The sequence below is a fragment of the Ruegeria sp. HKCCA5463 genome (assembly GCF_013034175.1).
Taxonomy (GTDB): domain Bacteria; phylum Pseudomonadota; class Alphaproteobacteria; order Rhodobacterales; family Rhodobacteraceae; genus Ruegeria.
Genome location: NZ_WQFL01000012.1, coordinates 1 through 23264, shown reverse-complemented (window position 1 = coordinate 23264; position 23264 = coordinate 1). Strand labels below are relative to the sequence as shown.

Annotated in this window: 28 protein-coding genes; 13 read left to right on the top strand and 15 right to left on the bottom strand. The window is 58.3% G+C overall.

Translation table 11 applies throughout. From position 1 onward, the window contains the following. Positions 1 to 38 precede the first annotated feature (38 nt). Complete coding sequence (locus GOW09_RS19745; protein WP_152457090.1) at positions 39 to 290, bottom strand: hypothetical protein; 252 nt, start codon at positions 288 to 290, stop codon at positions 39 to 41. A 194-nt stretch (positions 291 to 484) separates the two neighbouring features. On the opposite strand from GOW09_RS19745, the gene recO reads away from it, so the two are divergent. Beyond that, the gene (recO, locus tag GOW09_RS19740; protein WP_171120249.1) at positions 485 to 1210 is read left to right on the top strand and encodes a DNA repair protein RecO; all 726 of its coding nucleotides are present in this window, start codon (positions 485 to 487) and stop codon (positions 1208 to 1210) included. Here the strand turns inward: recO and GOW09_RS19735 are convergent. From GOW09_RS19735 to GOW09_RS19725, 3 genes are all read right to left on the bottom strand, one after another. Next, positions 1194 to 1586: an META domain-containing protein gene (locus GOW09_RS19735; RefSeq protein ID WP_171120247.1), complete on the bottom strand. Its 393-nt coding sequence runs from the start codon at positions 1584 to 1586 to the stop codon at positions 1194 to 1196. The two genes, recO and GOW09_RS19735, sit on opposite strands and share 17 nt — an antisense overlap. 40 nt (positions 1587 to 1626) lie before the next feature. Next, positions 1627 to 2181 (bottom strand): hypothetical protein, encoded by a 555-nt coding sequence (locus tag GOW09_RS19730; protein ID WP_171120385.1) that lies wholly within the window; start codon positions 2179 to 2181, stop codon positions 1627 to 1629. A gap of 249 nt (positions 2182 to 2430) precedes the next feature. Next, entirely contained in the window at positions 2431 to 4122 is a 1692-nt protein-coding gene (locus GOW09_RS19725) for an acyl-CoA dehydrogenase family protein (RefSeq protein ID WP_171120245.1), read from the bottom strand. Between the two features lie 144 nt (positions 4123 to 4266). Here GOW09_RS19725 and GOW09_RS19720 point away from each other — a divergent pair, with 144 nt between their 5' ends. Further along, the gene (locus GOW09_RS19720; protein WP_171120243.1) at positions 4267 to 5031 is read left to right on the top strand and encodes a sulfite exporter TauE/SafE family protein; all 765 of its coding nucleotides are present in this window, start codon (positions 4267 to 4269) and stop codon (positions 5029 to 5031) included. 4 nt (positions 5032 to 5035) lie between these two features. Here GOW09_RS19720 and GOW09_RS19715 read toward each other — a convergent pair whose 3' ends face one another. The 3 genes from GOW09_RS19715 to GOW09_RS19705 form a co-directional block, all read right to left on the bottom strand. Further along, complete coding sequence (locus tag GOW09_RS19715) at positions 5036 to 5590, bottom strand: hypothetical protein (RefSeq protein WP_254705346.1); 555 nt, start codon at positions 5588 to 5590, stop codon at positions 5036 to 5038. 24 nt (positions 5591 to 5614) lie between these two features. After that, on the bottom strand, positions 5615 to 5905 hold the full coding sequence (locus GOW09_RS19710; RefSeq protein WP_152457096.1) for a hypothetical protein: 291 nt from the start codon (positions 5903 to 5905) through the stop codon (positions 5615 to 5617). A 358-nt stretch (positions 5906 to 6263) separates the two neighbouring features. Continuing rightward, positions 6264 to 7862, bottom strand: coding sequence for a phosphoenolpyruvate carboxykinase (locus GOW09_RS19705; protein ID WP_152457097.1), 1599 nt, complete (start codon positions 7860 to 7862; stop codon positions 6264 to 6266). Here GOW09_RS19705 and GOW09_RS22420 point away from each other — a divergent pair. The 8 genes from GOW09_RS22420 to GOW09_RS19665 are packed head-to-tail and all read left to right on the top strand — an operon-like array spanning position 7861 to position 13628. Beyond that, on the top strand, positions 7861 to 8184 hold the full coding sequence (locus GOW09_RS22420) for a hypothetical protein (RefSeq protein WP_217360294.1): 324 nt from the start codon (positions 7861 to 7863) through the stop codon (positions 8182 to 8184). The two genes, GOW09_RS19705 and GOW09_RS22420, sit on opposite strands and share 2 nt — an antisense overlap. A gap of 21 nt (positions 8185 to 8205) precedes the next feature. Continuing rightward, the gene (locus tag GOW09_RS19695) at positions 8206 to 8910 is read left to right on the top strand and encodes a response regulator transcription factor (RefSeq protein WP_170344852.1); all 705 of its coding nucleotides are present in this window, start codon (positions 8206 to 8208) and stop codon (positions 8908 to 8910) included. 59 nt (positions 8911 to 8969) lie between these two features. After that, positions 8970 to 10661 (top strand): sensor histidine kinase, encoded by a 1692-nt coding sequence (locus GOW09_RS19690; RefSeq protein WP_170345114.1) that lies wholly within the window; start codon positions 8970 to 8972, stop codon positions 10659 to 10661. Between the two features lie 4 nt (positions 10662 to 10665). Continuing rightward, positions 10666 to 11136 (top strand): HPr kinase/phosphorylase, encoded by a 471-nt coding sequence (locus GOW09_RS19685; protein WP_171120241.1) that lies wholly within the window; start codon positions 10666 to 10668, stop codon positions 11134 to 11136. After that, the gene (gene rapZ, locus GOW09_RS19680) at positions 11121 to 12014 is read left to right on the top strand and encodes an RNase adapter RapZ (RefSeq protein WP_254442765.1); all 894 of its coding nucleotides are present in this window, start codon (positions 11121 to 11123) and stop codon (positions 12012 to 12014) included. The genes GOW09_RS19685 and rapZ overlap by 16 nt, the downstream gene beginning before the upstream one ends. Continuing rightward, complete coding sequence (locus GOW09_RS19675) at positions 12011 to 12403, top strand: PTS sugar transporter subunit IIA (protein WP_152457103.1); 393 nt, start codon at positions 12011 to 12013, stop codon at positions 12401 to 12403. Before rapZ ends, GOW09_RS19675 begins: the two co-directional genes overlap by 4 nt. A gap of 16 nt (positions 12404 to 12419) precedes the next feature. Then, positions 12420 to 12689 carry an HPr family phosphocarrier protein gene (locus GOW09_RS19670; RefSeq protein ID WP_152457104.1) on the top strand — a complete coding sequence of 90 codons (270 nt, stop codon included), beginning with the start codon at positions 12420 to 12422 and terminating at the stop codon, positions 12687 to 12689. Between the two features lie 39 nt (positions 12690 to 12728). Beyond that, complete coding sequence (locus GOW09_RS19665) at positions 12729 to 13628, top strand: lysophospholipid acyltransferase family protein (RefSeq protein WP_171120236.1); 900 nt, start codon at positions 12729 to 12731, stop codon at positions 13626 to 13628. Between the two features lie 73 nt (positions 13629 to 13701). Here GOW09_RS19665 and GOW09_RS19660 read toward each other — a convergent pair whose 3' ends face one another. Continuing rightward, a complete protein-coding gene (locus tag GOW09_RS19660) occupies positions 13702 to 14577 on the bottom strand; it encodes a 3-hydroxybutyryl-CoA dehydrogenase (protein ID WP_171120234.1) in 876 nt (291 codons plus the stop codon). Between the two features lie 163 nt (positions 14578 to 14740). Here GOW09_RS19660 and GOW09_RS19655 point away from each other — a divergent pair, with 163 nt between their 5' ends. Then, positions 14741 to 15544: a DUF6473 family protein gene (locus GOW09_RS19655; protein WP_254442764.1), complete on the top strand. Its 804-nt coding sequence runs from the start codon at positions 14741 to 14743 to the stop codon at positions 15542 to 15544. Positions 15545 to 15594: 50 nt separating this feature from the next. Here GOW09_RS19655 and GOW09_RS19650 read toward each other — a convergent pair whose 3' ends face one another. The 6 genes from GOW09_RS19650 to GOW09_RS19625 form a co-directional block, all read right to left on the bottom strand. Next, on the bottom strand, positions 15595 to 16524 hold the full coding sequence (locus tag GOW09_RS19650; RefSeq protein WP_152457107.1) for an electron transfer flavoprotein subunit alpha/FixB family protein: 930 nt from the start codon (positions 16522 to 16524) through the stop codon (positions 15595 to 15597). Continuing rightward, positions 16524 to 17282, bottom strand: a complete 759-nt coding sequence (locus GOW09_RS19645) for an electron transfer flavoprotein subunit beta/FixA family protein (RefSeq protein WP_152457108.1) — start codon at positions 17280 to 17282, stop codon at positions 16524 to 16526. The genes GOW09_RS19650 and GOW09_RS19645 overlap by 1 nt, the downstream gene beginning before the upstream one ends. A gap of 191 nt (positions 17283 to 17473) precedes the next feature. Further along, positions 17474 to 18046, bottom strand: coding sequence for a cob(I)yrinic acid a,c-diamide adenosyltransferase (locus GOW09_RS19640; RefSeq protein ID WP_171120232.1), 573 nt, complete (start codon positions 18044 to 18046; stop codon positions 17474 to 17476). Further along, positions 18047 to 18250, bottom strand: a complete 204-nt coding sequence (locus GOW09_RS19635; protein WP_152457110.1) for a twin transmembrane helix small protein — start codon at positions 18248 to 18250, stop codon at positions 18047 to 18049. It abuts the gene before it with no gap. A 78-nt stretch (positions 18251 to 18328) separates the two neighbouring features. Further along, positions 18329 to 19156, bottom strand: a complete 828-nt coding sequence (locus GOW09_RS19630) for an SDR family NAD(P)-dependent oxidoreductase (RefSeq protein ID WP_171120229.1) — start codon at positions 19154 to 19156, stop codon at positions 18329 to 18331. Positions 19157 to 19225: 69 nt separating this feature from the next. Next, positions 19226 to 19855 carry an SH3 domain-containing protein gene (locus tag GOW09_RS19625; RefSeq protein ID WP_253284302.1) on the bottom strand — a complete coding sequence of 210 codons (630 nt, stop codon included), beginning with the start codon at positions 19853 to 19855 and terminating at the stop codon, positions 19226 to 19228. A 203-nt stretch (positions 19856 to 20058) separates the two neighbouring features. Here GOW09_RS19625 and parC point away from each other — a divergent pair, with 203 nt between their 5' ends. Next, a complete protein-coding gene (gene parC / locus GOW09_RS19620; protein ID WP_171120227.1) occupies positions 20059 to 22407 on the top strand; it encodes a DNA topoisomerase IV subunit A in 2349 nt (782 codons plus the stop codon). Between the two features lie 96 nt (positions 22408 to 22503). Next, positions 22504 to 23094 (top strand): hypothetical protein, encoded by a 591-nt coding sequence (locus GOW09_RS19615; RefSeq protein WP_171120224.1) that lies wholly within the window; start codon positions 22504 to 22506, stop codon positions 23092 to 23094. On the opposite strand, the gene GOW09_RS22415 is transcribed toward GOW09_RS19615, so the two are convergent. After that, on the bottom strand, positions 23075 to 23264 hold a 190-nt coding region (locus GOW09_RS22415), incomplete at its 5' end, for a hypothetical protein (RefSeq protein WP_216597966.1). The genes GOW09_RS19615 and GOW09_RS22415 overlap by 20 nt on opposite strands.

The following is a 23264-nucleotide window of genomic DNA, read 5'->3' as shown; positions in this document are numbered from 1 at the left end:
GCCGATGCTCTGCCCTTCAGTCTATGCATGTCTTGGGATCACGCGCCATGTCCGCCGTTCCACCCGTCTTCGTACTCGCCCAACACCCTGGACAGGTGCAGCAGAGACGCAGAAAAGCGTGCGTAGACATCCCTCGACAACATCGGCTTGTTGTCATCCAGCACCTGCACAAGTTCGACAACGGTCGAAGCAAATGTCTCATAGACCTGCATGTCGGCCGCCGTTGGGTCCGGTGTCCAGATTTCGCGTTCGTCGTAATATGTGGCGGGTTTCGGTTCGTCATCGATCATGGTGCGGCCCCTTCTGTTGAAGCGCAGTTGGGGGTCGTAAAAACGCGTACAAGCCGGGTGGCGCGAAGTCACAAAACTATGGCGGCTTCGGAAAAGAACGCGCGCTGAAAAGGGGTTGAAGCACTTCCGCTCTTGCGCGCCAACGTCGCTTGGGATTTTCTGCGAACCAACCAAACCAGCAACAGGGTCAGGTTTTGGACTGGCGCGATCATGGAATACTCCTGACATTACGCCGCCATGGTGAAACAGCGGCGATCATCGAGGTCTTTACCGAAGGCCACGGGCGTCACGCCGGTGTGGTGCGTGGCGGGACCAGCCGCAAGATTGCGCCGATCCTGCAACCTGGGGCGCAACTGGACGTGCTGTGGCGCGCGCGGCTGGAAGAACATATCGGCACCTTTCAGGTCGAACCCCTGCGGTCCCGCGCGGCAGCCGCGTTTTCAGGGCGGCTGGCACTGTCCGGGCTGAACGCGGTCGTTTCGCTGTTGTCCTTTTGTCTGCCCGAACGGGAACCACACCCCGCGCTTTATTCCCGGACGGAACAGTTGATGGATCTGTTGGGGCAGGATGAAGTCTGGCCTCTGGCCTATCTGCGATGGGAGCTCGCGTTGCTTGACGAACTTGGCTTTGGCCTTGATCTGACAGCCTGCGCCGTGACCGGTGTGACCGAAGGATTGATCTATGTATCCCCCAAAACAGGCCGTTCCGTCAGCGCCAATGGCGCCGGGGAATGGGCGGACAAGCTGTTGCCCCTGCCGCCTTGTCTGCGAGGTGAAGGCACTGCGCCCGATGTCGAGGTCGCAGAGGCCCTGCGCACGACCGGATATTTTCTGGAGCACCGCGTTGCTCCGTCTTTGGGGCATAATCCGCTGCCCGAAGCGCGGGCCCGGTTCGTGGATCAGGTCACTCGGCGGCTGTGAACACCATCTCGTGCCCGTCCTCATTGCGCAGGATCAGCACATTGCCTGACACCTCGGATTGGGTCATGGCCATGAGGGCGGCAAAGTAGAACCCTTCCGCTTCGAGCCCCGCGCAGGCGGCGCGCGTCGCGTTGAGGTTCTGAACCTCAAACCACGGGTAGGGCGCGTTGAGTGTTCCGTCATAGCTGTTGCACGGAGCGTTCCCGGTAATCCTGCCTTCTTCGGGAAACCGCAGCAGAGCGCTCGCCTCATAGGGCTGACCATCGATCTCCCTCAGAACCCAGGTCTGGTCCGCCGCACCATAGGCGGCGACGGTTTCGTCCTTCTCGCATTGGAACAGTGCCAACAAGGGCAGGGTCAGGATCAGGCGAGTCATGGCTGGGTCTTAGCGCATAGGGGATGTTGTTGGAACCGGATCAGTAGGGAAGAGACCCGTTCAGCAGTCGCGCACGCACTTCCTGCCGGGGTTTCCAGTTATAGCGCGTATCTTCACGCACCGGCGCCCAGAACAACGCGCCACTGTTGCGCCAGGGATCAAGAATAATGCCGTCATACATCGAATCCCCCTTGGCGCTGATCAATGCCGAATGGTGGATGATGCGAAAAGACGTCGGCGGCGACGTGGCCCAGTGCAGATCCAATGTTCGGAAGTTTTCCTGCCGCAGCCGCTTGGTCATGGCTTCTGCCCAATCGTTGCACAGCCCCTTTTCGCGGAACCCGTTGATGACCTTGGCGTTGTGGATGATGGCGGGGTCGGTGACATTCCAATCCCGCGCCAACTGCTGCGAGTAGGAATAGGCGATGGTGGCCGCTCTCTGAGCCTCGGCCGGATCGACATCCGGCCCGAGCATTCGGATCGACTGGGCAAGCGCTTCGACATCGCTCTGATCGGCCGTTGGCGCAGGGGTGGTGCAGCCCGCAAGAACGAGCACCGCCAGAGTGGCGCAAAGTGCAAAGAAGGATCGGGTCATGCGATGTACCAGGTGCTGATCGGGTTTCGGTCGGGTCAATCTGACGCTCTAACGGCGAATGGGCCGGGATCAAAGGGGAAGTTTGGGTTGCTGCGGACACGGTTCGCCGTTGCCCTGCCGGTCAGAGATGCAAAAATGGTCCGTACAAAACGGAAGGTCCGTGGGTAGGAGGCGTACAAAACCTCAAAAACCAAGAAAAAGACCCGGCGCAATGGCCGGGTCAGTTGGGGAAACGGGCGCCGGTTCCGGTCACCCGAGCAGACGTCGTGCGATGACCTGTGCCTGAATCTCGGCCGCACCTTCGAAAATGTTGAGAATGCGCGCGTCGCACAGAACGCGGCTGATCTTGTATTCCAGTGCAAAGCCGTTCCCGCCGTGAATTTGCAGCCCGTTATCGGCGGCTGCCCAGGCCACACGGGCGCCCAGCAGTTTGGCCATGCCCGCCTCAAGATCACAGCGTTGGCCGTGGTCTTTTTCCCACGCGCTGAAATAGGTCAGCTGGCGCGCGATCATGATCTCGACCGCCATCATTGCCAGCTTGCCCGAGACACGCGGGAAGTTGATCAGCGATTTGCCGAATTGCTTGCGGTCGATGGCATATTGCATGGCGATATCCAGCGCGCTTTGCGCCACGCCGATGGCGCGCGCGGCGGTCTGGATGCGGGCACTTTCAAAGGTTTCCATCAGCTGTTTGAAACCCTTGCCTTCTTCACCGCCCAGCAGGTTTTCACCCTTGACGTGGAAGCCGTCAAAGCCCAGCTCGTATTCCTTCATGCCGCGATAGCCCAGAACCTCGATCTCACCCCCGGTCATGCCGGGGGTGGGGAAGGGATTGTCGTCCGTGCCGGGCGTCTTTTCCGCCAGGAACATGGACAGGCCGCGGTGATCTGTGCTGTCGGGATCGGTCCGCGCCAGCAAGGTCATGACATGGGTCCGCGCGGCGTGGGTGATCCAGGTCTTGTTGCCGGTGATCCGGTAATCACCGTTCTCGTCCTTCACGGCCCGGGTACGCAGGCTGCCAAGATCCGAACCGGTGTTGGGTTCAGTGAAGACAGCCGTCGGCAGAATTTCGGCGCTGGCCAGTTTTGGCAGCCAGTTGGCCTTTTGCTCTTCCGTGCCGCCGGCGATGATCAACTCGGCCGCGATTTCCGAACGGGTGCCCAGCGAGCCCACGCCGATATAGCCACGCGACAGTTCTTCGGAAACGACGCACATGGATGCTTTGGACAGTCCGAAACCGCCAAACTCTTCGGGGATGGTCAGCCCGAAAACGCCCATTTCCGCCAGTTCTTCGATGATTTCCAGCGGGATCAGCTCATCCTTGAGGTGCCATTCATGGGCATACGGTTCGACCTTTTCCTGCGCATAGCGGCGGAACTGGTCGCGGATCATTTCAAGTTCTTCGTCCAGGCCCGACGCGCCGAACATTGTGGCGCCGGCCTGATCCTGCATTAGCTCGACCAAACGGCTACGTGCGGTTTGTGAATTCGCCTGCGCCATCAAGGTCTGTACTTCGGACGACTGAAAGCCCGACAGCGCATCCCAGCCGAGGCCCATATCCTGAAGGCGCACGACTTCGCCCTGGTTCATCGGGATGCCACCAGCGACCTGATGCAGGTACTCGCCAAAGGCTATCTGGTGAAGCAACTGCTCGAGTTCGCCGAACTTGCCTTCGGCCTGAAGTGCTTCGGCCCAGCGCTGCATCTGTTGCAGCGACTGGTTGTACGTGGCCAGCCATGCCAGTCCATGCGCGGCGGTCTGGTTTGCCTCGATCAATGCACCAGAGATACGGCCATCCGCCGAGACCATGCCGCGCACGGATTCGCGGGCTTTTTCAAAAACGGCTGCTACCGCGGGTACGGCAGCCCGGGTCAAGTTCAGAAGATCGGGCAAAACTGCAGCAGTTGTCATCTCGGTCATATCCTGTCCGTCGTGGGCCATGAATCGCGTCCTTTCCTCGGTCGTCTGGTCATATCATGCTGCACGTGCAGCGCAACAAAAATACTTATTACGCTACGAAAAAGTTCAAATATTACCCCAACATTTTTGCAATGCAGAAGAAAATCCAGATGATATCTAGGGGACATGACCCTGTTTTCCATTCTTTCCCCGCAGGAACTGCTGATGGCCATGGCAATCGCGTTTGCCTCTGGATGGGTCAAAGGCATGGTTGGTTTCGCGATGCCCATGATTTTGGTGTCGGGGTTGAATTCATTTCTGCCGCCGGATCTGACCCTGGCGGGACTTATTCTGCCGACGCTGGTGACCAATGGGCTGCAGGCCCTACGCGGTGGTCGTGTCGCCGCGGTCGCCTCGATTCGGCGCTTTCGGGTTTTCCTTGTTGTTGGCGGTCTTCTTCTGCTGCTCAGCGCACAGTTGGTCGCATTGATCCCGGGGTCTGTCTTTCTGGTTCTGATGGGCGGCTTTGTGTCAGTTTTTGCGCTGTTACAGGTTCTGGGGTTCAGAATGGCGTTGAACCAACCCTCGACCGTAGTCGAGGCTGTGGTAGGTGGCGTGGCGGGGTTTGTTGGCGGCATGTCAGGAGTTTGGGGGCCTCCGACAGTTGCCTATCTAACGGCGCTGAACACCCCCAAGACCGAACAGATTCGAATTCAGGGCGTAATCTACGGTTTGGGGGCGGTTTTGTTGCTGGTCGCACATATTGGATCAGGCATTCTGTATGCAGAAACACTTGAATTTTCGGCAGCCCTGATCGTTCCGGCCCTGGCCGGGATGTGGATAGGCATGAAGCTGCAGGACCGTATTGATCAGGCAAGTTTTCGCAAAGCGACCTTGTTCGTTTTGCTGATTGCGGGCCTGAACCTGCTTCGACGCGGTTTGGTGGGGTAACGCGTCAGCCCGAGCGCTTGTCGGCAAACCGGAAAGCAAAATACAGGCCCATCATTAGGAAGAACAGACCCGAGATATCGCCGATCAGGAATGCGATATATTCCACCGTCGCGCTGCCAAAAGCCAGGTTGGTCAACCCGGAGACAAGGAAGGACGTTACGATTCCGACGCCCATCACACATATCCAACAGGGTTTGCGATCCGGACGGGGAAACAGATCCCACCCGATTGCCTTCAGAAGATAAAACACGGTCGGGACCGTCAGAACCGCAATCGCCATGGCCATCAGGCGGCTGGGCAGGAACACATCCGTTCCACCCAAATAGGCAAAAACGATGAACACGCCGGGCAATAATGCGAAAACGGCGCGCCACCCCAACAGCCAGGCTGTCAGAACCCGCACGCCATGCGGCAGAAACAACAGGCTCGCGCGGCTTGGGTATTCCGGGAAAAACACGTTCTGCAACGGCATCAGGACGGCGAATGTAAGGAACGACGCCAGCACATAGGCCAAAGAGGCCAAAAGCGTTTCAGTAGCCCACCCGCGCAAAGTTATCACGGCTTCTTGCGCGGGTGGATCGCATCATTTGGGTGCATGAACGATGTACCGTCCCCGGTTGGCGCTGCCGCTTTGAGAAAGATAGCCTTTTTCGACCAGCGATTTCAGCGCGCGAAAGAATGTTGGGCGCGAAACACTTTGAACCAACGTGTGCTCGATCAAACCGAATGTGCGCACTTCCTGATCGGACTTGGAAAGCTCTTCGGCGGCATAGTAGATGTCGCGTTCAACCGGAGATAGTTTCTCCAAGCCTAACGTACGCTCCATGCTTTGCATCAGCTTGCGCAGTTCGGTGAGTTTCGAGATCTCAGTCATAATGTTACCTATCGTTTGCCGTGCCATTTGCCGCCTAATTGCGACTGTTTGAGCCATGCTGAATGACGCGCAAGTCAGCAAGTCTCGTATTGACACTCATCCCCTCTCGCTTAGACTAGGTGACTGATTAGGTTGCTCAATCCAGCGTTGTGAGTGTGCGCATATGAGCGACCCCCAATCTAATTTCAGTCAGTGCCCGGCGCAGAAGTGCCGGGTTTTTTCGTCTCAGCGACTATCAGGGCTAGCGCAAATTGCATTTTGAAACAACGCAATTGTATGTGCTTTTTGCGACAAACAACCTTAGCAAGAAGTACAGTGGGCGAAATAAAAAAGGGGCGCTGTGGCCCCTCTTCCTGTCTTATCCAATTGCGACGGCTTTGATGTCGTCGTCGATGAAGGGCAGATATTGTTCAAAGTTCTCGGCAAACATCTGCACCAGTTTTTCGGCCTGTTTGTCGAAGGCTGCCTGATCGTCCCAGGTACGACGCGGGTCCAGCAGAACTTCGGCAACCCCCGGGACAGAGACTGGAACGTCAAAGCCGAAATTGGCATCCTTGCGGAACTCGGCGTCGCGCAGAGACCCTTCCAGAGCGGCGGTCAGCAAGGCGCGTGTCGCGCGGATCGGCATCCGGCTGCCCACGCCATAGGCGCCGCCGGTCCAACCGGTGTTCACAAGCCAGCAGGTCGCGCCGTGCTGGGCGATCTTGTCCCGCAACAGGTTGCCGTATTCCTCAGGGCGACGGGGCATGAACGGCGCGCCGAAACAGGTCGAGAATGTCGGCTGCGGCTCGGTGATGCCGCGTTCGGTCCCGGCCACTTTTGACGTGAATCCCGACAGGAAGTGATACATGGCCTGGGCCGGCGTCAGCCGCGCGATCGGAGGCAGAACGCCAAATGCATCGCAGGTCAGCATAATGATATTCTTCGGGTGACCACCCAGAGCGCTTTTGGATGCGTTCGAGATATACTCGAGCGGATAGGCGCAGCGCATGTTGGCGGTCAGCGAGTCATCGTCGAAGTCCAGTTCCTTGGTTTCGGGGTCAAAGACCATGTTTTCGATCACGGTTCCGAACTTCGAAGTGGTGGCATAGATTTCCGGCTCTGCCTCGGCATTCAGGTTGATGGTCTTGGCATAGCAACCGCCTTCGAAGTTGAAGGTGCCGCGATCGGACCAGCCGTGCTCGTCATCCCCGATCAGTATACGCGAAGGATCTGCGGACAAGGTGGTCTTTCCAGTGCCGGACAGGCCAAAGAACACGGCCGTATCGACCGGGTTGCCAACAGCATGGTTTGCCGAACAATGCATCGGCATCACACCTTTTTCAGGAAGCATGTAGTTCAGCAGGGTGAAAACGGACTTCTTGTTTTCACCGGCATATTCAGTGCCGCCGATCAGGATCAGTTTGCGGTCGAAGTTCATTGCAATCACGGTCTCGCTGCGGCAACCGTGCTTTGCCGGGTCGGCCTGAAAGCTGGGGCAGTTGATGACGGTGAAATCGGCCGTGAACTCATCCAGGTCTTCGCGGTCCGGGCGACGCAGCAGGTGGCGGATGAACAGGTTGTGCCACGCCAGTTCGGTAATCATTCGTACATTGATTGCGTAAGCCGGGTCCGCGCCACCGACGAGGTCCTGTACGAAATAGTCGCGGCCTTTCATGTGGGCCAGCATGTCTTCGTACAGTGCGTCAAAGCCCTCGGGGCTCATTTCGGCATTGTTTTCCCACCAGATGGTTTCGGCAACGCTGTCGGTCTTGACCACGTGTTTGTCCTTGGGCGACCGGCCGGTGAACTTTCCTGTGGTAACTAGGAACGCTCCACCATTGCCAAGTGTGCCTTCGCCGCGCTTCAGCGCCTCTTCGATCAGCGCCGGTTCCATGAAGTTGTAATAGACATTGCCCAGACCCTCGATGCCCTGATCTTCGAGGCGGAATTGCGGGTTAACCCGTCCAGATGTCATGTGTGTCTTCTCCTGTGGCGGCGCGAAGGTCGTTGGCCGTTGCGCCTTTGGGGCAGTGAGCCGGGAAAACCGGCGGCTGAGCGCGTCTTATCACGGTCATTCAGGGCATGAACAGGCGGGTTTGACGCAGTTAGCGCAACCAAGTCCGGGTTTAGCGCCATCAGAAATTCAATGTCGGAAAAGCGGGCAGATTTTTGCGGGCATCAAGGCAAATTTGCCGCAGACCTGCCGCAACAAAGGCATGATTCGCAGTTACGGATTGATTCGGCGTCTTAAAACCGCCAACAATGCCTTACAAATAAGCGAATTATTGCGCGAGTGAGCAGGAATAGGGGTGAGCCCGATGTCAAAGATTGCACTTGTGGATGACGATAGAAACATTCTGACGTCTGTATCCATGACCCTCGAAGCCGAAGGTTTCGAGGTTGAAACTTATAATGATGGCCAGGCCGCGTTGGATGCGTTCAACAAGAAACTGCCGGACATGGCTGTTCTGGATATCAAGATGCCGCGAATGGACGGCATGGATCTGCTGCAACGGCTGCGTCAGAAGACGCAGATGCCGGTGATCTTCCTGACCTCGAAGGACGATGAGATCGACGAGGTGCTGGGCCTGCGTATGGGCGCCGATGACTATGTAAAGAAGCCTTTTTCGCAGCGTTTGCTGGTCGAACGCATTCGGGCTTTGCTGCGCCGCCAAGAGGCGACCAGCGGCGACGCGGTCGCAACCAACAGCAATGACACCAAAGTCATGGAACGCGGCGACCTGAGAATGGACCCGCTGCGCCATGCGGTCAGCTGGAAAGGCAATGATGTGTCCCTGACCGTGACCGAGTTCCTGTTGCTTCAGGCGCTGGCCCAACGTCCGGGATTCGTCAAAAGCCGCGACCAGTTGATGGATGTCGCCTATGATGATCAGGTCTATGTGGATGACCGCACGATCGACAGCCACATCAAGCGCCTGCGGAAAAAAATGCGCGCGGCTGACCCCGAGTTCTCGGCGATTGAGACCTTGTATGGTATCGGTTACCGGTACAACGAAGAATAGGCGCGGCCGCCTGCAAGAGGTAATGGGGTCTCGTGCGCGACACCGAACAAGCCAGCGAAATGCGCGACGGTGACGTCGTTCTAGGGGATGACTGGGTCATTCCTCAGGACCCCGAGTCAGCGGAGCTGAGGGAAAAGCGATCCCGGAGGAACCTGTTTTCTCTGCGCGGTTCACCTCTGGCGCGCAAAATCATCACGTTCAACTTGATCGCTCTGGTGATTCTGGTCACTGGGTTGCTGTATCTGGATGACTCGCGAAAAGAAAAGGTTCAGCAGACCGCCCGCAATCTGCTGGGCGATGCGCAGCTTGTCAGCAACGTGTTTGAAACCCAGCTGCGTCAGGGCGCACAGCAATCCGGGCAGAATGCCGGGAACCTGGACGTCAAGGATACCTTGTCTGGCCTCACCCTGCCCGAAGGGGGCGAGGTTTTTGTATATGACGCCAGCGGCACGTTGATCGGCTGGACACGTGGTGCCCCGCAAGCCTCCGACATGCCGGTTCTTCTGCAATCCGAGGCCGAGATGCAGACCGGCAGCACGGTGATCAGCGACACGCTGAATGCCGTCTGGACAGGTTTGTCGAACCTGCTCAACTGGTCAACTGAAACCGAGGCACCGACGTTGGCGCAGCGTGTTCAGACCATCATTCCGCAAGCGATTGCCGGTAACAGCCAGGTACAGGCGGTACAGGACAGCGCGGGTGAGACGGTCATCGTGGCTGCCGCACCGATCCTTTATGCGGATGTTCCCGCCGGCGCGGTGGCCATTACCGGCCCGGCCGGTGAAATCGACGCGCTTGCCCGCCGCGAGCAGGAGCGCATTCTTCAGATGTTCGTGGTGGCGCTGCTGGTTTCCGTGGGCCTCAGCCTTGTTTTGGCCTCGACCATTGCCAACCCGCTGGCCGATCTGGCATCCGCGGCAGAGATGGGCAAAGACCGGGGCACGGGTGTCAATCCCGGGCGCATCCGCATTCCCGACCTCAGCGCCCGTCCTGATGAGATCGGACGTCTCAGTCGCGCTTTGCGGGGTATGGTGACCGCGCTGTACAATCGGATCGACGCAAACGAACAGTTTGCCGCCGATGTCGCCCATGAAATCAAAAACCCGCTGGCCAGCCTGCAATCCGCCGTGGGAACCCTGCGGATGGTCAAACGCGAGGATCAGCGCGACAAGCTGCTGGACGTGATCGAGCATGACGTACGGCGTCTGGATCGGCTGGTCAGCGACATATCAAATGCGTCGCGTCTGGATGCGGAACTGGTCAAGGAAGAAGAGCAGCCCTTTGACCTGCTCAAGCTGCTGGGCAATCTCGGCCAGTATCTGGGCGAGGATGCGCGCTCCAAGGGCATCGATTACATTACGGATCTGCCCTCTGAGCCAATTGTGATCAACGGGCTGGAGGCGCGTCTGGCGCAGGTCTTCGTCAACCTGATCACCAACGCGATTTCCTTCTGCGAAGAAAACGACGCCATTCGCGTCTGGGTCAGACAGCGGGACAACCGTGTGTTGGTCGTTGTTGAAGACACCGGCCCTGGAATTCCCGAACAGGCGCTTACCAAAGTGTTCAAGCGTTTCTACTCGCAGCGTCCGGCGGAACATTTCGGCAATAACTCGGGCCTGGGGCTGGCGATCTCCAAGCAGATTGTCGAAGCCCATGGCGGAGTGATCTGGGCTGAAAACATCCGCCCGACCGAGGCCGATATCACATCGGATCCTCTGGGTGCCCGCTTTGTCGTGGGGTTGCCCGTTTAAACCCATGCATATTGATTCGTTGTCACTCGCGAAAGATCAGGACAGCGCCTGTGTTCATGCCTCCTGCGTTTCGGTTGCCGGACGCGGGCTTTTGATCATCGGTGCTTCCGGCACAGGGAAGTCCGGGCTGGCGTTGCAAATGATGGCCTTCGGCGCGAAACTGGTCGCCGATGACCGCGTCAATTTGGAGATGCGGCAGAATCGGGTGATCGCTTCGGCCGTATCGCAGATCCGCGGCTTGATCGAGGCGCGCCAAATTGGCCTGATCAAAGCCGAACCCAGTGGTCCGGTTCCGCTGGATTACGTTGTGGATCTGGATCAGCCAGAGCCCGAGCGTCTGCCCGAACCTTTGACGGTTTCCGTGCTGAGGCAAACTGTTCCCTTGCTTCGGGGCGCGGGCGTGCCCAACTTGGCTGTAGCGATGATGCAGCTTCTAGGAAATGGGCGCGTAAACCCGGAATGGCCGAATTCATGACATCGCAAAGGCGGATCGTACTTGTCACGGGGCCCTCCGGGGCAGGAAGATCCACGGCCATTCATGTGCTGGAAGATCTGGGCTTTGAAGCCATCGACAATCTGCCGATGGGTCTTTTGTCGCGCTTGCTCGACAGTGCTGACAGCGACCGTCCCATGGCTTTGGGTATAGATGCCCGCAACCGGGATTTCTCGACGATCGGTTTCATAGAATTGGCTGAAAAGCTGGGCCGCTTGGCGCAGGTCGATCTGACGGTTCTGTACCTGGATTGCAGTGATGATGTTCTGGTGCGCAGGTTTTCAGAAACCCGAAGGCGGCATCCCGTCGCCAAGAATGCCAGCCCGGAAACCGGCGTTCAGCGCGAAAAAGAGCTGCTGGCGCCGATACGAGAGATTGCGGATACGCTGATCGACACCAGCCTTCTGAACGTGCATCAGCTGCGGGAAGAGGTCGAGCACTGGTTCGCCCCGCAAGGCGGGCGGCATCTGGCGGTTTCCATCGAATCCTTTTCTTACAAACGTGGCCTTCCGCGTGGATTGGACATGGTGTTCGATTGCAGGTTTCTGGCGAATCCGTACTGGCGCCCGGAATTTCGCGCAGCGGATGGTCGAAACCCTGACGTTGCGCACTATGTGCAGTCAGACGCTAACTACTTACCGTTTTTTGAACGTGTGCTGGACTTGCTGACCCTGTTGCTGCCGGCCTTTCGGGCCGAGGGAAAAGCGCATCTTTCCGTGGCGTTTGGGTGCACAGGGGGCCAGCACAGATCAGTTGCCCTGGCAGAGGCCGTTGCAAAGGCCCTTGCGGAAGATGGGCAGCAGGTGGCAATTAGGCATCGCGAGATGGAACGTCGGTCGTTGAATGTGAGGTCGGATTGATCGGAATTGTGATCGTTGCACATGGTGGGTTGGCTCAGGAATACCTGGCCGCCACACAACACGTGGTCGGACCACAGGCCAGCCTCGTGGCGGTCGCGATCGAGGCTGACCATGACCGGGACGAAAAACAGGCCGAAATCTGCCGTGCCGCTGACGAAGTGGACACCGGCGATGGTGTCGTTGTTGTCACCGACCTCTTTGGCGGAAGCCCCTCGAATCTCAGCCTGCGTGCCTGCGCGCCTCAGGACCGGCGTATTCTGTATGGGGCAAACCTGCCGATGCTGATCAAATTGGCCAAAAGTCGCCACTTGCCCATTGGTGATGCCGTCCGTCAGGCAATGGAGGCTGGACGGAAGTACATCAATGCGCAGAATGTGACATTGGATTAAAAACGGATTTTTGAATATGACGAGCCGAAGCCTGAAAATTATCAATGAAAAGGGCCTGCATGCACGCGCCTCGGCAAAGCTGGTTGAGGTTGTAGAGGGGTTCGATGCACATGCTGAGGTGTCAAAAGACGGACTTTCTGCATCAGGCGACAGCATCATGGGCCTTTTGATGTTGGCAGCATCGCGCGGAACAACTATTGACGTCGAGACGTCCGGGCCGGATGCTGAGGCATTGGCAGAAGCTCTGGAAACGCTTGTGAACGACAAGTTCGGAGAGGGGTTCTAAGCCACCCCGCCGGGACAGGAAGAACGGGAAGACCAGGAATTGGCGGAAACGACGCACGAGACCAAGACAAACCCGGTGGTGGATGGGACCACAGATCAGGGTGAGATCTACGACCGTAGAACGCTGACCTATGCGAATTCATTCGACGATGCCTGGACAGCGACCGCCATTCGGGCCATCGAGTGGTGCACAGGCAAGCTGACCATTTTGCGCATGGTCAACAAGTTCGAAAAAAAGAACGAATACTATCGCGGCCAGCGGTTCTGGGGCGGTGCCCTCAAGACTATGGGAATCGACCTGACCACACCGCAGGAGCAGATTGACCGCATTCCCAAGACCGGCCCGGTCGTTGTCGTCGCCAACCACCCGCACGGTATGGTCGATGGCATGATTCTGGCGGAACTGATCGGCCGGGTACGCAGCGATTACCGCATCCTGACCCGTTCGGTTCTGACGGGTCTGGACGAAGCGGCCACGTCATTCATGATCCCGGTTCCGTTCCCACATGACCCCGAGGCGCAGGCCAAGATGCTGGAAATGCGCGGCAAAGCCATGGAGCATCTCAAAAACGGCGGCGTTGTGGCGCTGTTCCCATCCGGTGTTGTGATGTCCTCGGATGATTGGTTCGGGCCTGCGATCGAGCGGGAATGGAACGTGTTCACCGCCAAGATGATCCGCCGTTCGGGCGCGCGCGTGGTGCCGATTTTCTTTCCGGGCTGCAATTCACGCTGGTATCAGATCGCCAACCGTGTCTCTGCAATTCTACGGCAGGGATTGTTGCTGCATGAGATCGTCCGATCCTGCAACAAACCCCAGTCGCCGGTGATCGGCGAACCGATTTCGGACCACGACATGGAGTTGCTGGAGCGCGATCCGCGCGGTTTCATGGCCTGGCTCAGAAATCACACCATGTCTCTGGGCAAGTCGGAACAGACCTGATCCGCGTCTTCATCTGGCCAAAAATATCCCGGGGGTGAGCCCGGACAAAGTCCGGGCGAGGGGGCCGGCCCCCTCAGCGTGTCGGCACCGGAGCTTCGCCTCGGTAATCATAAAAACCGCGCTCGGTCTTGCGCCCCAGCCACCCGGCCTCGACATATTTCGTCAGGAGAGGGCAGGGACGATATTTGGTATCGGCCAACCCGTCATGCAGCACGTTCATGATCGCCAGACAGGTATCCAACCCGATGAAGTCCGCCAATTCCAGCGGGCCCATGGGATGATTCGCCCCAAGTTTCATTGACTGGTCGATGGATTGAACGTTCCCCACACCTTCATAGAGTGTGTAGACCGCCTCGTTGATCATGGGCATCAGGATCCGGTTCACGATAAAGGCCGGGAAGTCCTCGGCGCTGGCCGCCGTTTTGCCCAACCGATCCACCACCGCTTTGCAGGCGTTGAAAGTTTCTTCATCCGTGGCGATGCCGCGGATCAATTCCACCAGCTGCATAACAGGGACAGGGTTCATGAAATGAAAACCCATGAACCGTTCGGGCCGATCCGTGCGGCTTGCCAGGCGGGTGATGGAAATCGAGGATGTATTTGACGTCAGAATCGTATGCGGCAGCAGGTGCGGTTGGAGGTCCTCGAAAATCGCCTGCTTGATCGTTTCCCGCTCGGTTGCCGCCTCGATAACCAGATCGGTTTGACCCAGTTTCGGCAGCTCAAGAGTGGTCGTAATCCGTTTTAGCGCAGCCTTCATCGCCTCGTCGGTGATTTTGCCACGCGACGCCTGCCGCGCCAGGTTGCCTTCGATCGTGGCAATGGCGTTGTCCAGTGCATCCTGGCTGACATCGTTCAGCAAGACGTCGTATCCCGCCAACGCCATAACATGGGCAATGCCGTTGCCCATTTGCCCCGCGCCAATCACCCCGACCGATTTAACTTCCATGTTCAGCTGCCTTTGCCCTGTAGGATACCGCGACAGTATCGGCAGACCGGGGCAGGCGGCAAGAGGATCAAGGCGGTCAATTTCGCTTCAAATGCGCGCATTAGGAAAATCTCAATATCTATGACCACAAGATGGCACCGGGTGAGAAAACGGGGGGCTTGATATGAGCTTTCATCAGACAAACAGCGGTAGGGAGTCCGCCTGCCAATATGCCAATTCGAAACTTTGGTTCCGGGGTCCACCCGGCACGTTGGATCAGCCCTATGTGGCCTGTCTGGGAGGAGAGGAAACTTTCGGCAGATTCGTCGATAACCCGTTTCCTGCCGTGCTTGAGAAGCGATTGGGAAAGCCATGCGTCAACTTCGGCAGCCTGTTTTGCGGAGTCGAAGCGTTGTCCACTGATCCGGGGGTGCTGAATCTGGTCAATCAGTCAGACCTATGCGTGTTGCAGGTGCCCGATCTTCTGCGCCAATCGAACCGGTTTTACCGCGTGCACCCGCGCCGCAACGATCGGTTCCTTGAACCCACCGCGGACTTGCTGGGGCTGTACCCGGATGTTGACTTCACGGAAATCCATTTTGTGCGCCATTTGTTGGAGCAGCTGAGCGCAACAGAAGACGCCCGTTTCGAAGTCGTAGCGCAGGAACTGCGAGAGGTCTGGATACGCTCCACCAGGGACATGATAGAACGGATCGAACCCGGCGTGGTACTGCTTTGGCTGCATGTGCAGCGGCAAACCGGATCGCATGTCGACCATATCGTGCCCGACGCCGCCATGATCGAACAACTGCGCCCGCTATGCGCTGATGTCGTCGAGGTTTCGGTGCCTGTATCCGCTCAATCAGATTCTCTCGAAGATGTTATGTTCGGAACGCTTCAGCAGCCGATTGCGGAACATATGATCGGCCCGTCCGCGCATCGAGAAATTGCCGAACACCTGCTGATCGCCTTGCGGAACCTGAACTGAAAAAGGCCCGCCTGTTGGCGGGCCTTTGCGGATCAATCCGGATATCCGGTTCAGCCGAGCTTTTCAGTCAGTTCCGGTACCGCCTGGAACAGGTCTGCGACCAGGCCGAAATCGGCGACCTGAAAGATCGGCGCCTCTTCGTCTTTGTTGATCGCCACGATGACCTTCGAGTCCTTCATGCCGGCCAGGTGCTGGATCGCGCCCGAAATACCGACGGCGACATACAGATCCGGGGCAACAACCTTGCCGGTCTGACCCACCTGCCAGTCGTTCGGTGCATAGCCCGAGTCAACGGCCGCACGCGACGCACCAACCGCGGCACCCAGCTTGTCGGCCAGCGTTTCGATCAGTTTGAAGTCCTCTTCTGAGCCGACACCACGGCCGCCCGAAACAACGACGCCAGCCGAGGTCAGCTCTGGACGGTCGCTTTCCGCCACCTTGTCCTCGACCCATTCGGACAGGCCGGGGTTTTCGCCGACCGACACGGTCTCAACCGCGGCCGAACCGCCTTCGCCGGCCGCATCAAAGCTGGCGGTCCGGATGGTGACGACCTTCTTTGCGTCGTTCGACTTAACGGTCTGGATCGCGTTGCCCGCGTAGATCGGGCGCTCGAAGGTCGAGCCGTCAACCACGCCGGAGGCATCCGAGATCACCATCACGTCCAGCAGGGCTGCAACGCGGGGCATCACGTTCTTGGCGTCGGTGGTGGCCGGTGCCACGATGTGCTCGTAGCCATCGGCCAGGCCCACGATCAGGGCTGCGGTCGATTCCGCCAGGCGGTGGCCCAGCGACGGGTCTTCGGCGACCAGCACCTTGGAGACACCGTCGATCTTGGCTGCGGCCTCACCGGCAGCAGCGGCAGACCCGCCTGCGGCCAGAACGGTTACGTCACCCAGCACTTTCGCGGCGGTCACGGCCTTTGCGGTCGCATCCATCGCAAGTTCGCCGTTGTTCACTTCGGCAAGCAGAAGTACAGCCATTACACAGCCCCCGCTTCTTTGAGTTTCTCGACCAGCTCGTCAACCGAGCCCACGATGATGCCTGCCGCGCGTGCCGGCGGCTCTTCGGTCTTGACGATTTCCAGACGCGGGGTGACGTCGACGCCATAATCGGCGGCGGTTTTTTCATCCAGCGGCTTTTTCTTCGCCTTCATGATGTTGGGCAGCGAGGCATAGCGCGGCTCGTTCAGGCGCAGGTCCACGGTAATGATGGCCGGCATCTTGACGCTGATGGTCTGCAACCCGCCATCGACCTCGCGGGTGACCTTGGCGGTGTCACCTTCGATGTCCAGCTCGGACGCAAAGGTGCCCTGGGACCAACCCAGCAGGGCCGACAGCATCTGGCCGGTGGCGTTCATGTCGTTGTCGATCGCCTGCTTACCTGCCAGAACAATGCCAGGCTGCTCTTCCTCGACCACTTTGGCCAGGATCTTGGCAACGGCCAGAGGCTCGATATCGGTGTGTACATCGTCAGCCGCCACAACCAGGATTGCGCGGTCGGCACCCATGGCCAGCGCGGTGCGCAAGGTTTCCTGCGCCTGCTTTACGCCGATCGAAACAGCAACGACTTCGTCGGCCTTGCCGGCTTCTTTCAGGCGGATCGCTTCCTCTACTGCAATTTCGTCGAACGGGTTCATCGACATTTTGACATTGGCGAGATCAACACCGCTACCGTCCGCTTTCACGCGGACCTTCACATTGTAGTCAATCACGCGTTTGACAGGCACCAGTACCTTCATTGTAGCGCTTTCTCCTCAAAAAAACGGTAAGCCGCGCAGGCGACTCCACCAATGCTCTCGACCGACTAGATAGCGCCTGCCGCAGTGTCACAACAGAGCAAAATCGTCACGTCATGGCGTCGGGACGTCGCGTTTTGCAATTTTTTTGCCAAGAGGCGAAAGAATATTACCCGCGACTCTGTATTTCGCGATCAGCGGTTCGCGCCCGGAACCCACAACACGTCGTCTTTGCCGTTTGCGTTTGCGCAGCGTGCTGCAACAAAGAACCAATCGCTGAGACGGTTGAGGTATTTGACCGCCACGTCGTTGACGGGCTCCATATTCGTCAGCTCGACCGCAAGCCGTTCCGCCCGACGCGAAACGGTCCGGCAAACGTGCAGATGTGCTGCCAGACGCGAGCCACCGGGCAGGATGAAGCTGCGCAGAGGTTCCAGCGTCACGTTCATTGCGTCGATCTCGGCTTCCAGCCGGTCGATCTGGGCAGGCACGATACGCAGGGGGGGATAATCGGCCTCGGCGTCTTTTTCCATGTCGGGGCGACAGAAGTCGGCACCCAGATCGAACAGGTCATTTTGAATGCGCGACAGCGCGGTTTCGACATCACCTTCGGCCTCGGTCCGTGCCACGCCGACAAAAGCGTTCAGTTCGTCCACGGTGCCATAGGCTGCGACGCGGCCCGAATATTTTGCCACGCGCTCTCCGTTGCCTAGGGCGGTTTTCCCGTCATCGCCAGTGCGTGTGTAGATTTTGTTGAGTACGACCATTTATTGAACTCCCTGTCCGCGCAGATACACGAAAAGCACGATCAGCAACACGGCGATGAACTGAAATAGAATGCGCAGGCGCATCATCTTGTTGCTTTTCTTGGCCGCTTCCATGCCGCCTTTGCCAAAATTCGCGATGCCTAAGGCCAGCACTACGACAACTGCCGCCATAGCCAGAAGCAGAATGACCATCACAAGGTCCATTTGAAGTCACCGTCCGGTTTTTTTCGATTACCACCCATCTAGCGTCAGGGCGTCGAAAAGCGAACGGGAAATATCGTCTCAGATATCCGAAAGGATTCGATCAGAGGCGTTTGTAGGCAGAATGCGGCGCAGTATCCCGGCGATATATGTCGGAGTGGTCACATAGTAACGTGGTTTGGGGCGTCGGGCCTCGACCGCATGGGCCAGCTTGTCCGTGACGGCAGAGGCGGGCAGTTCAAATCGGTCTGGCCCACTGCTTTCATAAAGGCGCTTCAGTAACGAGTCTTCGTACTTCTCCCGAATGGCCGAGTTTTCCCAGTCGATATATTTCTCGAACAATGGGATCGCCTTTTCCCGGAGTTTAGAGGTGATGGGGCCGGGCTCGATCAGGACGACGTGGATGTCGGTATCCCGAAGTTCCAGCCGCAGCGTGTCGGTCAGCCCTTCGATCGCGTATTTTGTGGCGACATACGCGCCGCGCCACGGGAAGGCGACAAGCCCCAGAACCGAGGAACACTGCACAATCCGGCCATGACCCTGTTCCCGCATGACGGGAATGACCTGTCGGGTCAGCTCGTGCCAACCAAAGACATTGGTCTCAAATATATGGCGCAGGCCATCCGTCGGAACATCCTCAACCGCGCCGGGCAAGCCATGTGCGCCATTGTTGAAAAGGGCATCCAGCGAGCCGCCTGTAGCCTCGAGAACGTGGGACAAACCCGATGTAATGCTGTCTGCATCAGTGTAGTCGATTCTGGGGCTTTCAAAGCCTTGTGCGCGTAGGCGATCACAGTCGCGTTGCTGGCGGCAGGATGCAAAAACGCGCCAGCCTCTTGCACGCATACCGTGTGCCGCGTCCAGACCGATGCCTGACGAGCATCCCGTGATAAGAATCGATTTCTGCATATGCCTTCCGAGCCTGATCCCCGCCCATAGCTATGGCGGGGTTTGCGGCAGGGCAATGACACTTCGATGTCAGTTCGTTGTTTTCCGGACGAGTGATGCCGAAATCCACCCAACCTGTTGCCCCGGCAACACGCGCAGGCGCAACCAGCCGGTACCTGAATCCCCGAATACCTCAACCTGCTGGCCGATCCTGGCTTTGCCGATGATCGGATAGATCGTCCCCGGCCCATCACGCAGGTTCACGCGGGTTCCCGAAATTTCACGGATATCCTTGGCGGCCTCGACAGGGGCGGGCAGTTCAACCGTTGGCAGCTCGGCGTCGGTGGTGACCTGTTCGAGAGAGGCCAGACCCTGTTCCAGCGACGCAAGGGTCAGAGTGACGTTTTCGTCAGCGAACAGTGAGGGGTTTGCCTTCAGGCCAGCTGCGACTTGCGACAGCAGCGCTTTGGTTTCTGCTTCGTCCAGCTCGGCCACGGGTTCAGTGACCGATGCGACCGGCGCCGGAGGCTTTACCGCAGCACGCGCGACCAGAGTTTCGGCGGGCGCGGATTCGATAGCCGGCCTTGAAGGTTTCGGGGCAATGGCAACACGCTCGGGCTCCGCTGTGCGGACACCTCGCGGCTCAAAGTCAGGACCTCCGCTCATCACGTAAAAAGTCCAGCCGAGTGCGGCGAAAGTAACAAGTACAAGGCGCGTCATGGCGCATCCCCCAATTCAATCGTAACAACAAAATAGGCAGCAATCATTCAATTGTTGGAATGGTAGCATAATATAAGGGCAGAGTCGAAAATTCGGGGAAAACACCGACTTGCCTCCCCCTGTTGCAAAAAGCCCGACTTGTCCCCAGTAAAATACGCGTTGCTTGCTTTACCAAGGCGTTCTTGCGTCGTATCACATCATATATGAACGATACGATCGACGACCCCAACATGGAGGCCCCCGACCACGGGGGTGAGGTTGCAGAACCGCTGCGCCGCGCGATAGGCGAGCGTTACCTGACCTATGCGCTGTCCACAATCATGCATCGCGCCCTGCCGGACGCGCGGGACGGATTGAAACCGGTACACCGGCGAATCCTCTATGCGATGAGAGAGCTGCGACTCAGTGCAACCGGAGGTTTTCGCAAATCCGCCAAGATTTCCGGCGACGTGATGGGCAATTACCACCCGCATGGCGATGCCGCGATTTACGACGCAATGGCGCGCCTGGCGCAGGACTTTAACGTGCGTTACCCGCTGGTCGATGGGCAGGGGAATTTCGGGAATATCGACGGCGACAATCCGGCGGCCTCGCGATATACCGAGGCGCGGATGACCATCGTGGCCGAGGCGCTGCTGGAAGGTCTGAACGAAGACGCCGTGGATTTCCGCGACAACTATGATGGCACGCTGACTGAACCGGTGGTGCTGCCTGCGCAGTTTCCGAATCTTTTGGCCAACGGCGCCAGCGGTATCGCCGTCGGCATGGCCACGAACATCCCGCCTCACAACATCTCGGAGCTTTGTGACGCCTGCCTCCACCTGATCAAAACACCGGACGCGCGGGACGACACGTTGCTGAAATATGTCCCCGGCCCGGATTTTCCGACCGGTGGCGTGATCGTCGAACCACCCGAGAACATCGCCCAGGCTTATCGCACCGGGCGGGGCTCGTTCCGGCTACGCTGCAAGTTCGAGGTCGAGGATCTGGGTCGCGGCCAGTGGCAGATCGTGGTCACCGAGATTCCCTATCAGGTTCAGAAATCCAAGCTGATCGAAAAGATCGCGGAACTGATCCAGACCAAGAAAATCCCGATCCTCGCAGATGTGCGCGACGAATCCGCCGACGATATCCGTCTGATCCTCGAGCCACGCTCCAAGAACGTGGACCCCGAGGTGCTGATGGGCATGCTATACCGCAACTCGGACCTCGAGGTGCGGTTCAGCCTGAACATGAACGTGCTGATCGATGGGGTGACACCCAAGGTCTGTTCGATGAAGGAAGTGCTGCGCGCCTTCCTCGATCACCGGCAAGAGGTGCTGCTGCGCCGCTCGCGTCACCGCATGGCCAAGATCGACCACCGGTTGGAAGTGCTCGAAGGCTTTATCGTCGCCTTCCTGAACCTCGACCGTGTAATCGACATCATCCGTTATGACGACGACCCCAAGGCCGCGCTGATGCGCGAGGACTGGGGCATCGACCACGTTCGCGCCACCGATGAATCTGACTACGTCACACCCAAGCCGGGCGAGGGCGAGCTGTCAGAAGTTCAGGTCGACGCCATCCTCAATATGCGCCTGCGCTCCTTGCGTCGTCTGGAAGAGATGGAGCTGGTTCGCGAACGTGACGCGCTGATGGAAGAGCGCGCCAATCTCGAAGATCTGCTGGCCGATCCCGCCCTGCAATGGGCCAAGATTGCCGAGCAATTGAAAGAAACCAAGAAGACCTTTGGCAAAGACTACGAAGGCGGTGCACGCCGCACCAGATTTGCCGAGGCGGGGCAGGTCGAGGAAGTGCCGCTTGAGGCGATGATCGACAAGGAACCGATTACGGTCGTCTGCTCGCAGATGGGCTGGATTCGCGCCATGACCGGCCATATCGACCTGAAGCGCGAGTTGAAGTTCAAGGACGGCGACGGCCCGCGTTTCATCTTCCACGCGGAAACGACCGACCGGTTGCTGGTCTTTGCCTCGAATGGCCGATTCTATACCGTCAGCGCAGCCAACCTGCCCGGCGGGCGCGGCATGGGCGAGCCCTTGCGCCTGATAGTCGACCTGCCGAACGGGGCGCAGATCATCGACATTCTGATCCACAAGCCGGGACGCAAGCTGCTGGTGGCCTCGGACGCGGGCAACGGCTTTATGGTGCCGGAAGATGACGTGCTGGCGCAGACGCGCAACGGCAAACAGGTGCTGAACGTCAAGGGTGACGAGACCGCGATGATCTGCAAGCCGATTGACGGAGACCACGTCGCCGTGGTGTCGCAAAACGGCAAGTTCCTGGTTTTCCCAACCCAGGAACTGCCCGAGATGACGCGCGGAAAAGGCGTGCGTTTGCAAAAGTACAATATGGCACGCGGCCGGCAGGGAACGCTCGAGCTGGATGGCGGATTGTCGGATGTAACGACCTTCAACTGGGAAGAAGGCCTGAAATGGTCCATGGGCGGCGACAAGACCCGACATGAGGCGGATATGACGCAATGGCTGGCAAAACGGGCCAGTGTCGGGAAAAAACCGCCCTATGGCTTCCCGCGCGACTATAAGTTTTCGTGATCGCGCTGCTGCGCGGGTGAATTTCCGCCGATACGGCTTTGCACAACCCGTATCGGTGCGCTAGATCAACAAAAAACAGGCCTATCGAGACGAGACATGTTGCGCATTCTGACGCTGATCACCGGACTGGCCCTGATGGCCGCTTGCACACAGACACAGGTGTATGAGCCGCCTGAATCCCTCGGAGAATTCAAGCTTCGTGTGAATTATGCCTTTGCGGACAAGGCCGTTCAGGGACCTGTGTCGCGGGACGCCACACCTGACGAATGGACGAAGGCGATCCAGAACGCGGTTGATATTCGTTTAGGGCGTTACGAAGGCACACAGGAATATGACCTTGGCATCAGCCTTGAGGGTTACATGCTGGCCCCGCCGGGGATCCCTGTGATCTACAACCCTAAAAGCACTGCGATTGTGTTGGTCAACGTCTATGACGTGAAGAAAAAAGAGTTTCTGGCCAAGGGTAAGCAATTTCAGGTGCTCGAAGACACCACCGGCGGAAGTGCCCTCAAAGGATCGGGGCATGAGCGCACAAAAGAAGAACAGATGAGCGGTCTGGCCCTCAAAATTGCCGACCGGGTCGAGGAATGGCTGGCTGAAGAGCACAAGGATAATGGCTGGTTCGACCGGCGGCCGGACCTGATCCAGCCTCTGGAATCCGTCGAGGTCACGCAAAATCCAACGTGATCGGCGCATTTCCCTCAGGATGTGCTTGATTTTCCCCTTTGAACCAAATATCTCGCGCGCGCAGATGTAACCACGGGACCAAGGGTCCCCCAAATCGCAAAAGGGCGCCTGAGGAATGGCAAAGGAAAAGTTTGAGCGTACAAAACCGCACGTCAACATCGGCACGATTG

Excerpts from the sequence above, each read along its gene's own strand:
- GOW09_RS19745 (WP_152457090.1), bottom strand. The coding sequence starts at position 290 with ATGATCGATGACGAACCGAAACCCGCCACATATTACGACGAACGCGAA.
- GOW09_RS19735 (WP_171120247.1), bottom strand. The coding sequence starts at position 1,586 with ATGACTCGCCTGATCCTGACCCTGCCCTTGTTGGCACTGTTCCAATGC.
- GOW09_RS19730 (WP_171120385.1), bottom strand. The coding sequence starts at position 2,181 with ATGACCCGATCCTTCTTTGCACTTTGCGCCACTCTGGCGGTGCTCGTT.
- GOW09_RS19725 (WP_171120245.1), bottom strand. The coding sequence starts at position 4,122 with ATGGCCCACGACGGACAGGATATGACCGAGATGACAACTGCTGCAGTT.
- GOW09_RS19720 (WP_171120243.1), top strand. The coding sequence starts at position 4,267 with ATGACCCTGTTTTCCATTCTTTCCCCGCAGGAACTGCTGATGGCCATG.
- GOW09_RS19710 (WP_152457096.1), bottom strand. The coding sequence starts at position 5,905 with ATGACTGAGATCTCGAAACTCACCGAACTGCGCAAGCTGATGCAAAGC.
- GOW09_RS22420 (WP_217360294.1), top strand. The coding sequence starts at position 7,861 with ATGTGTGTCTTCTCCTGTGGCGGCGCGAAGGTCGTTGGCCGTTGCGCC.
- GOW09_RS19705 (WP_152457097.1), bottom strand. The coding sequence starts at position 7,862 with ATGACATCTGGACGGGTTAACCCGCAATTCCGCCTCGAAGATCAGGGC.
- GOW09_RS19695 (WP_170344852.1), top strand. The coding sequence starts at position 8,206 with ATGTCAAAGATTGCACTTGTGGATGACGATAGAAACATTCTGACGTCT.
- GOW09_RS19690 (WP_170345114.1), top strand. The coding sequence starts at position 8,970 with ATGCGCGACGGTGACGTCGTTCTAGGGGATGACTGGGTCATTCCTCAG.
- GOW09_RS19685 (WP_171120241.1), top strand. The coding sequence starts at position 10,666 with ATGCATATTGATTCGTTGTCACTCGCGAAAGATCAGGACAGCGCCTGT.
- rapZ (WP_254442765.1), top strand. The coding sequence starts at position 11,121 with ATGGCCGAATTCATGACATCGCAAAGGCGGATCGTACTTGTCACGGGG.
- GOW09_RS19670 (WP_152457104.1), top strand. The coding sequence starts at position 12,420 with ATGACGAGCCGAAGCCTGAAAATTATCAATGAAAAGGGCCTGCATGCA.
- GOW09_RS19660 (WP_171120234.1), bottom strand. The coding sequence starts at position 14,577 with ATGGAAGTTAAATCGGTCGGGGTGATTGGCGCGGGGCAAATGGGCAAC.
- GOW09_RS19655 (WP_254442764.1), top strand. The coding sequence starts at position 14,741 with ATGAGCTTTCATCAGACAAACAGCGGTAGGGAGTCCGCCTGCCAATAT.
- GOW09_RS19650 (WP_152457107.1), bottom strand. The coding sequence starts at position 16,524 with ATGGCTGTACTTCTGCTTGCCGAAGTGAACAACGGCGAACTTGCGATG.
- GOW09_RS19645 (WP_152457108.1), bottom strand. The coding sequence starts at position 17,282 with ATGAAGGTACTGGTGCCTGTCAAACGCGTGATTGACTACAATGTGAAG.
- GOW09_RS19640 (WP_171120232.1), bottom strand. The coding sequence starts at position 18,046 with ATGGTCGTACTCAACAAAATCTACACACGCACTGGCGATGACGGGAAA.
- GOW09_RS19635 (WP_152457110.1), bottom strand. The coding sequence starts at position 18,250 with ATGGACCTTGTGATGGTCATTCTGCTTCTGGCTATGGCGGCAGTTGTC.
- GOW09_RS19630 (WP_171120229.1), bottom strand. The coding sequence starts at position 19,156 with ATGCAGAAATCGATTCTTATCACGGGATGCTCGTCAGGCATCGGTCTG.
- GOW09_RS19625 (WP_253284302.1), bottom strand. The coding sequence starts at position 19,855 with ATGACGCGCCTTGTACTTGTTACTTTCGCCGCACTCGGCTGGACTTTT.
- parC (WP_171120227.1), top strand. The coding sequence starts at position 20,059 with ATGAACGATACGATCGACGACCCCAACATGGAGGCCCCCGACCACGGG.
- GOW09_RS19615 (WP_171120224.1), top strand. The coding sequence starts at position 22,504 with ATGTTGCGCATTCTGACGCTGATCACCGGACTGGCCCTGATGGCCGCT.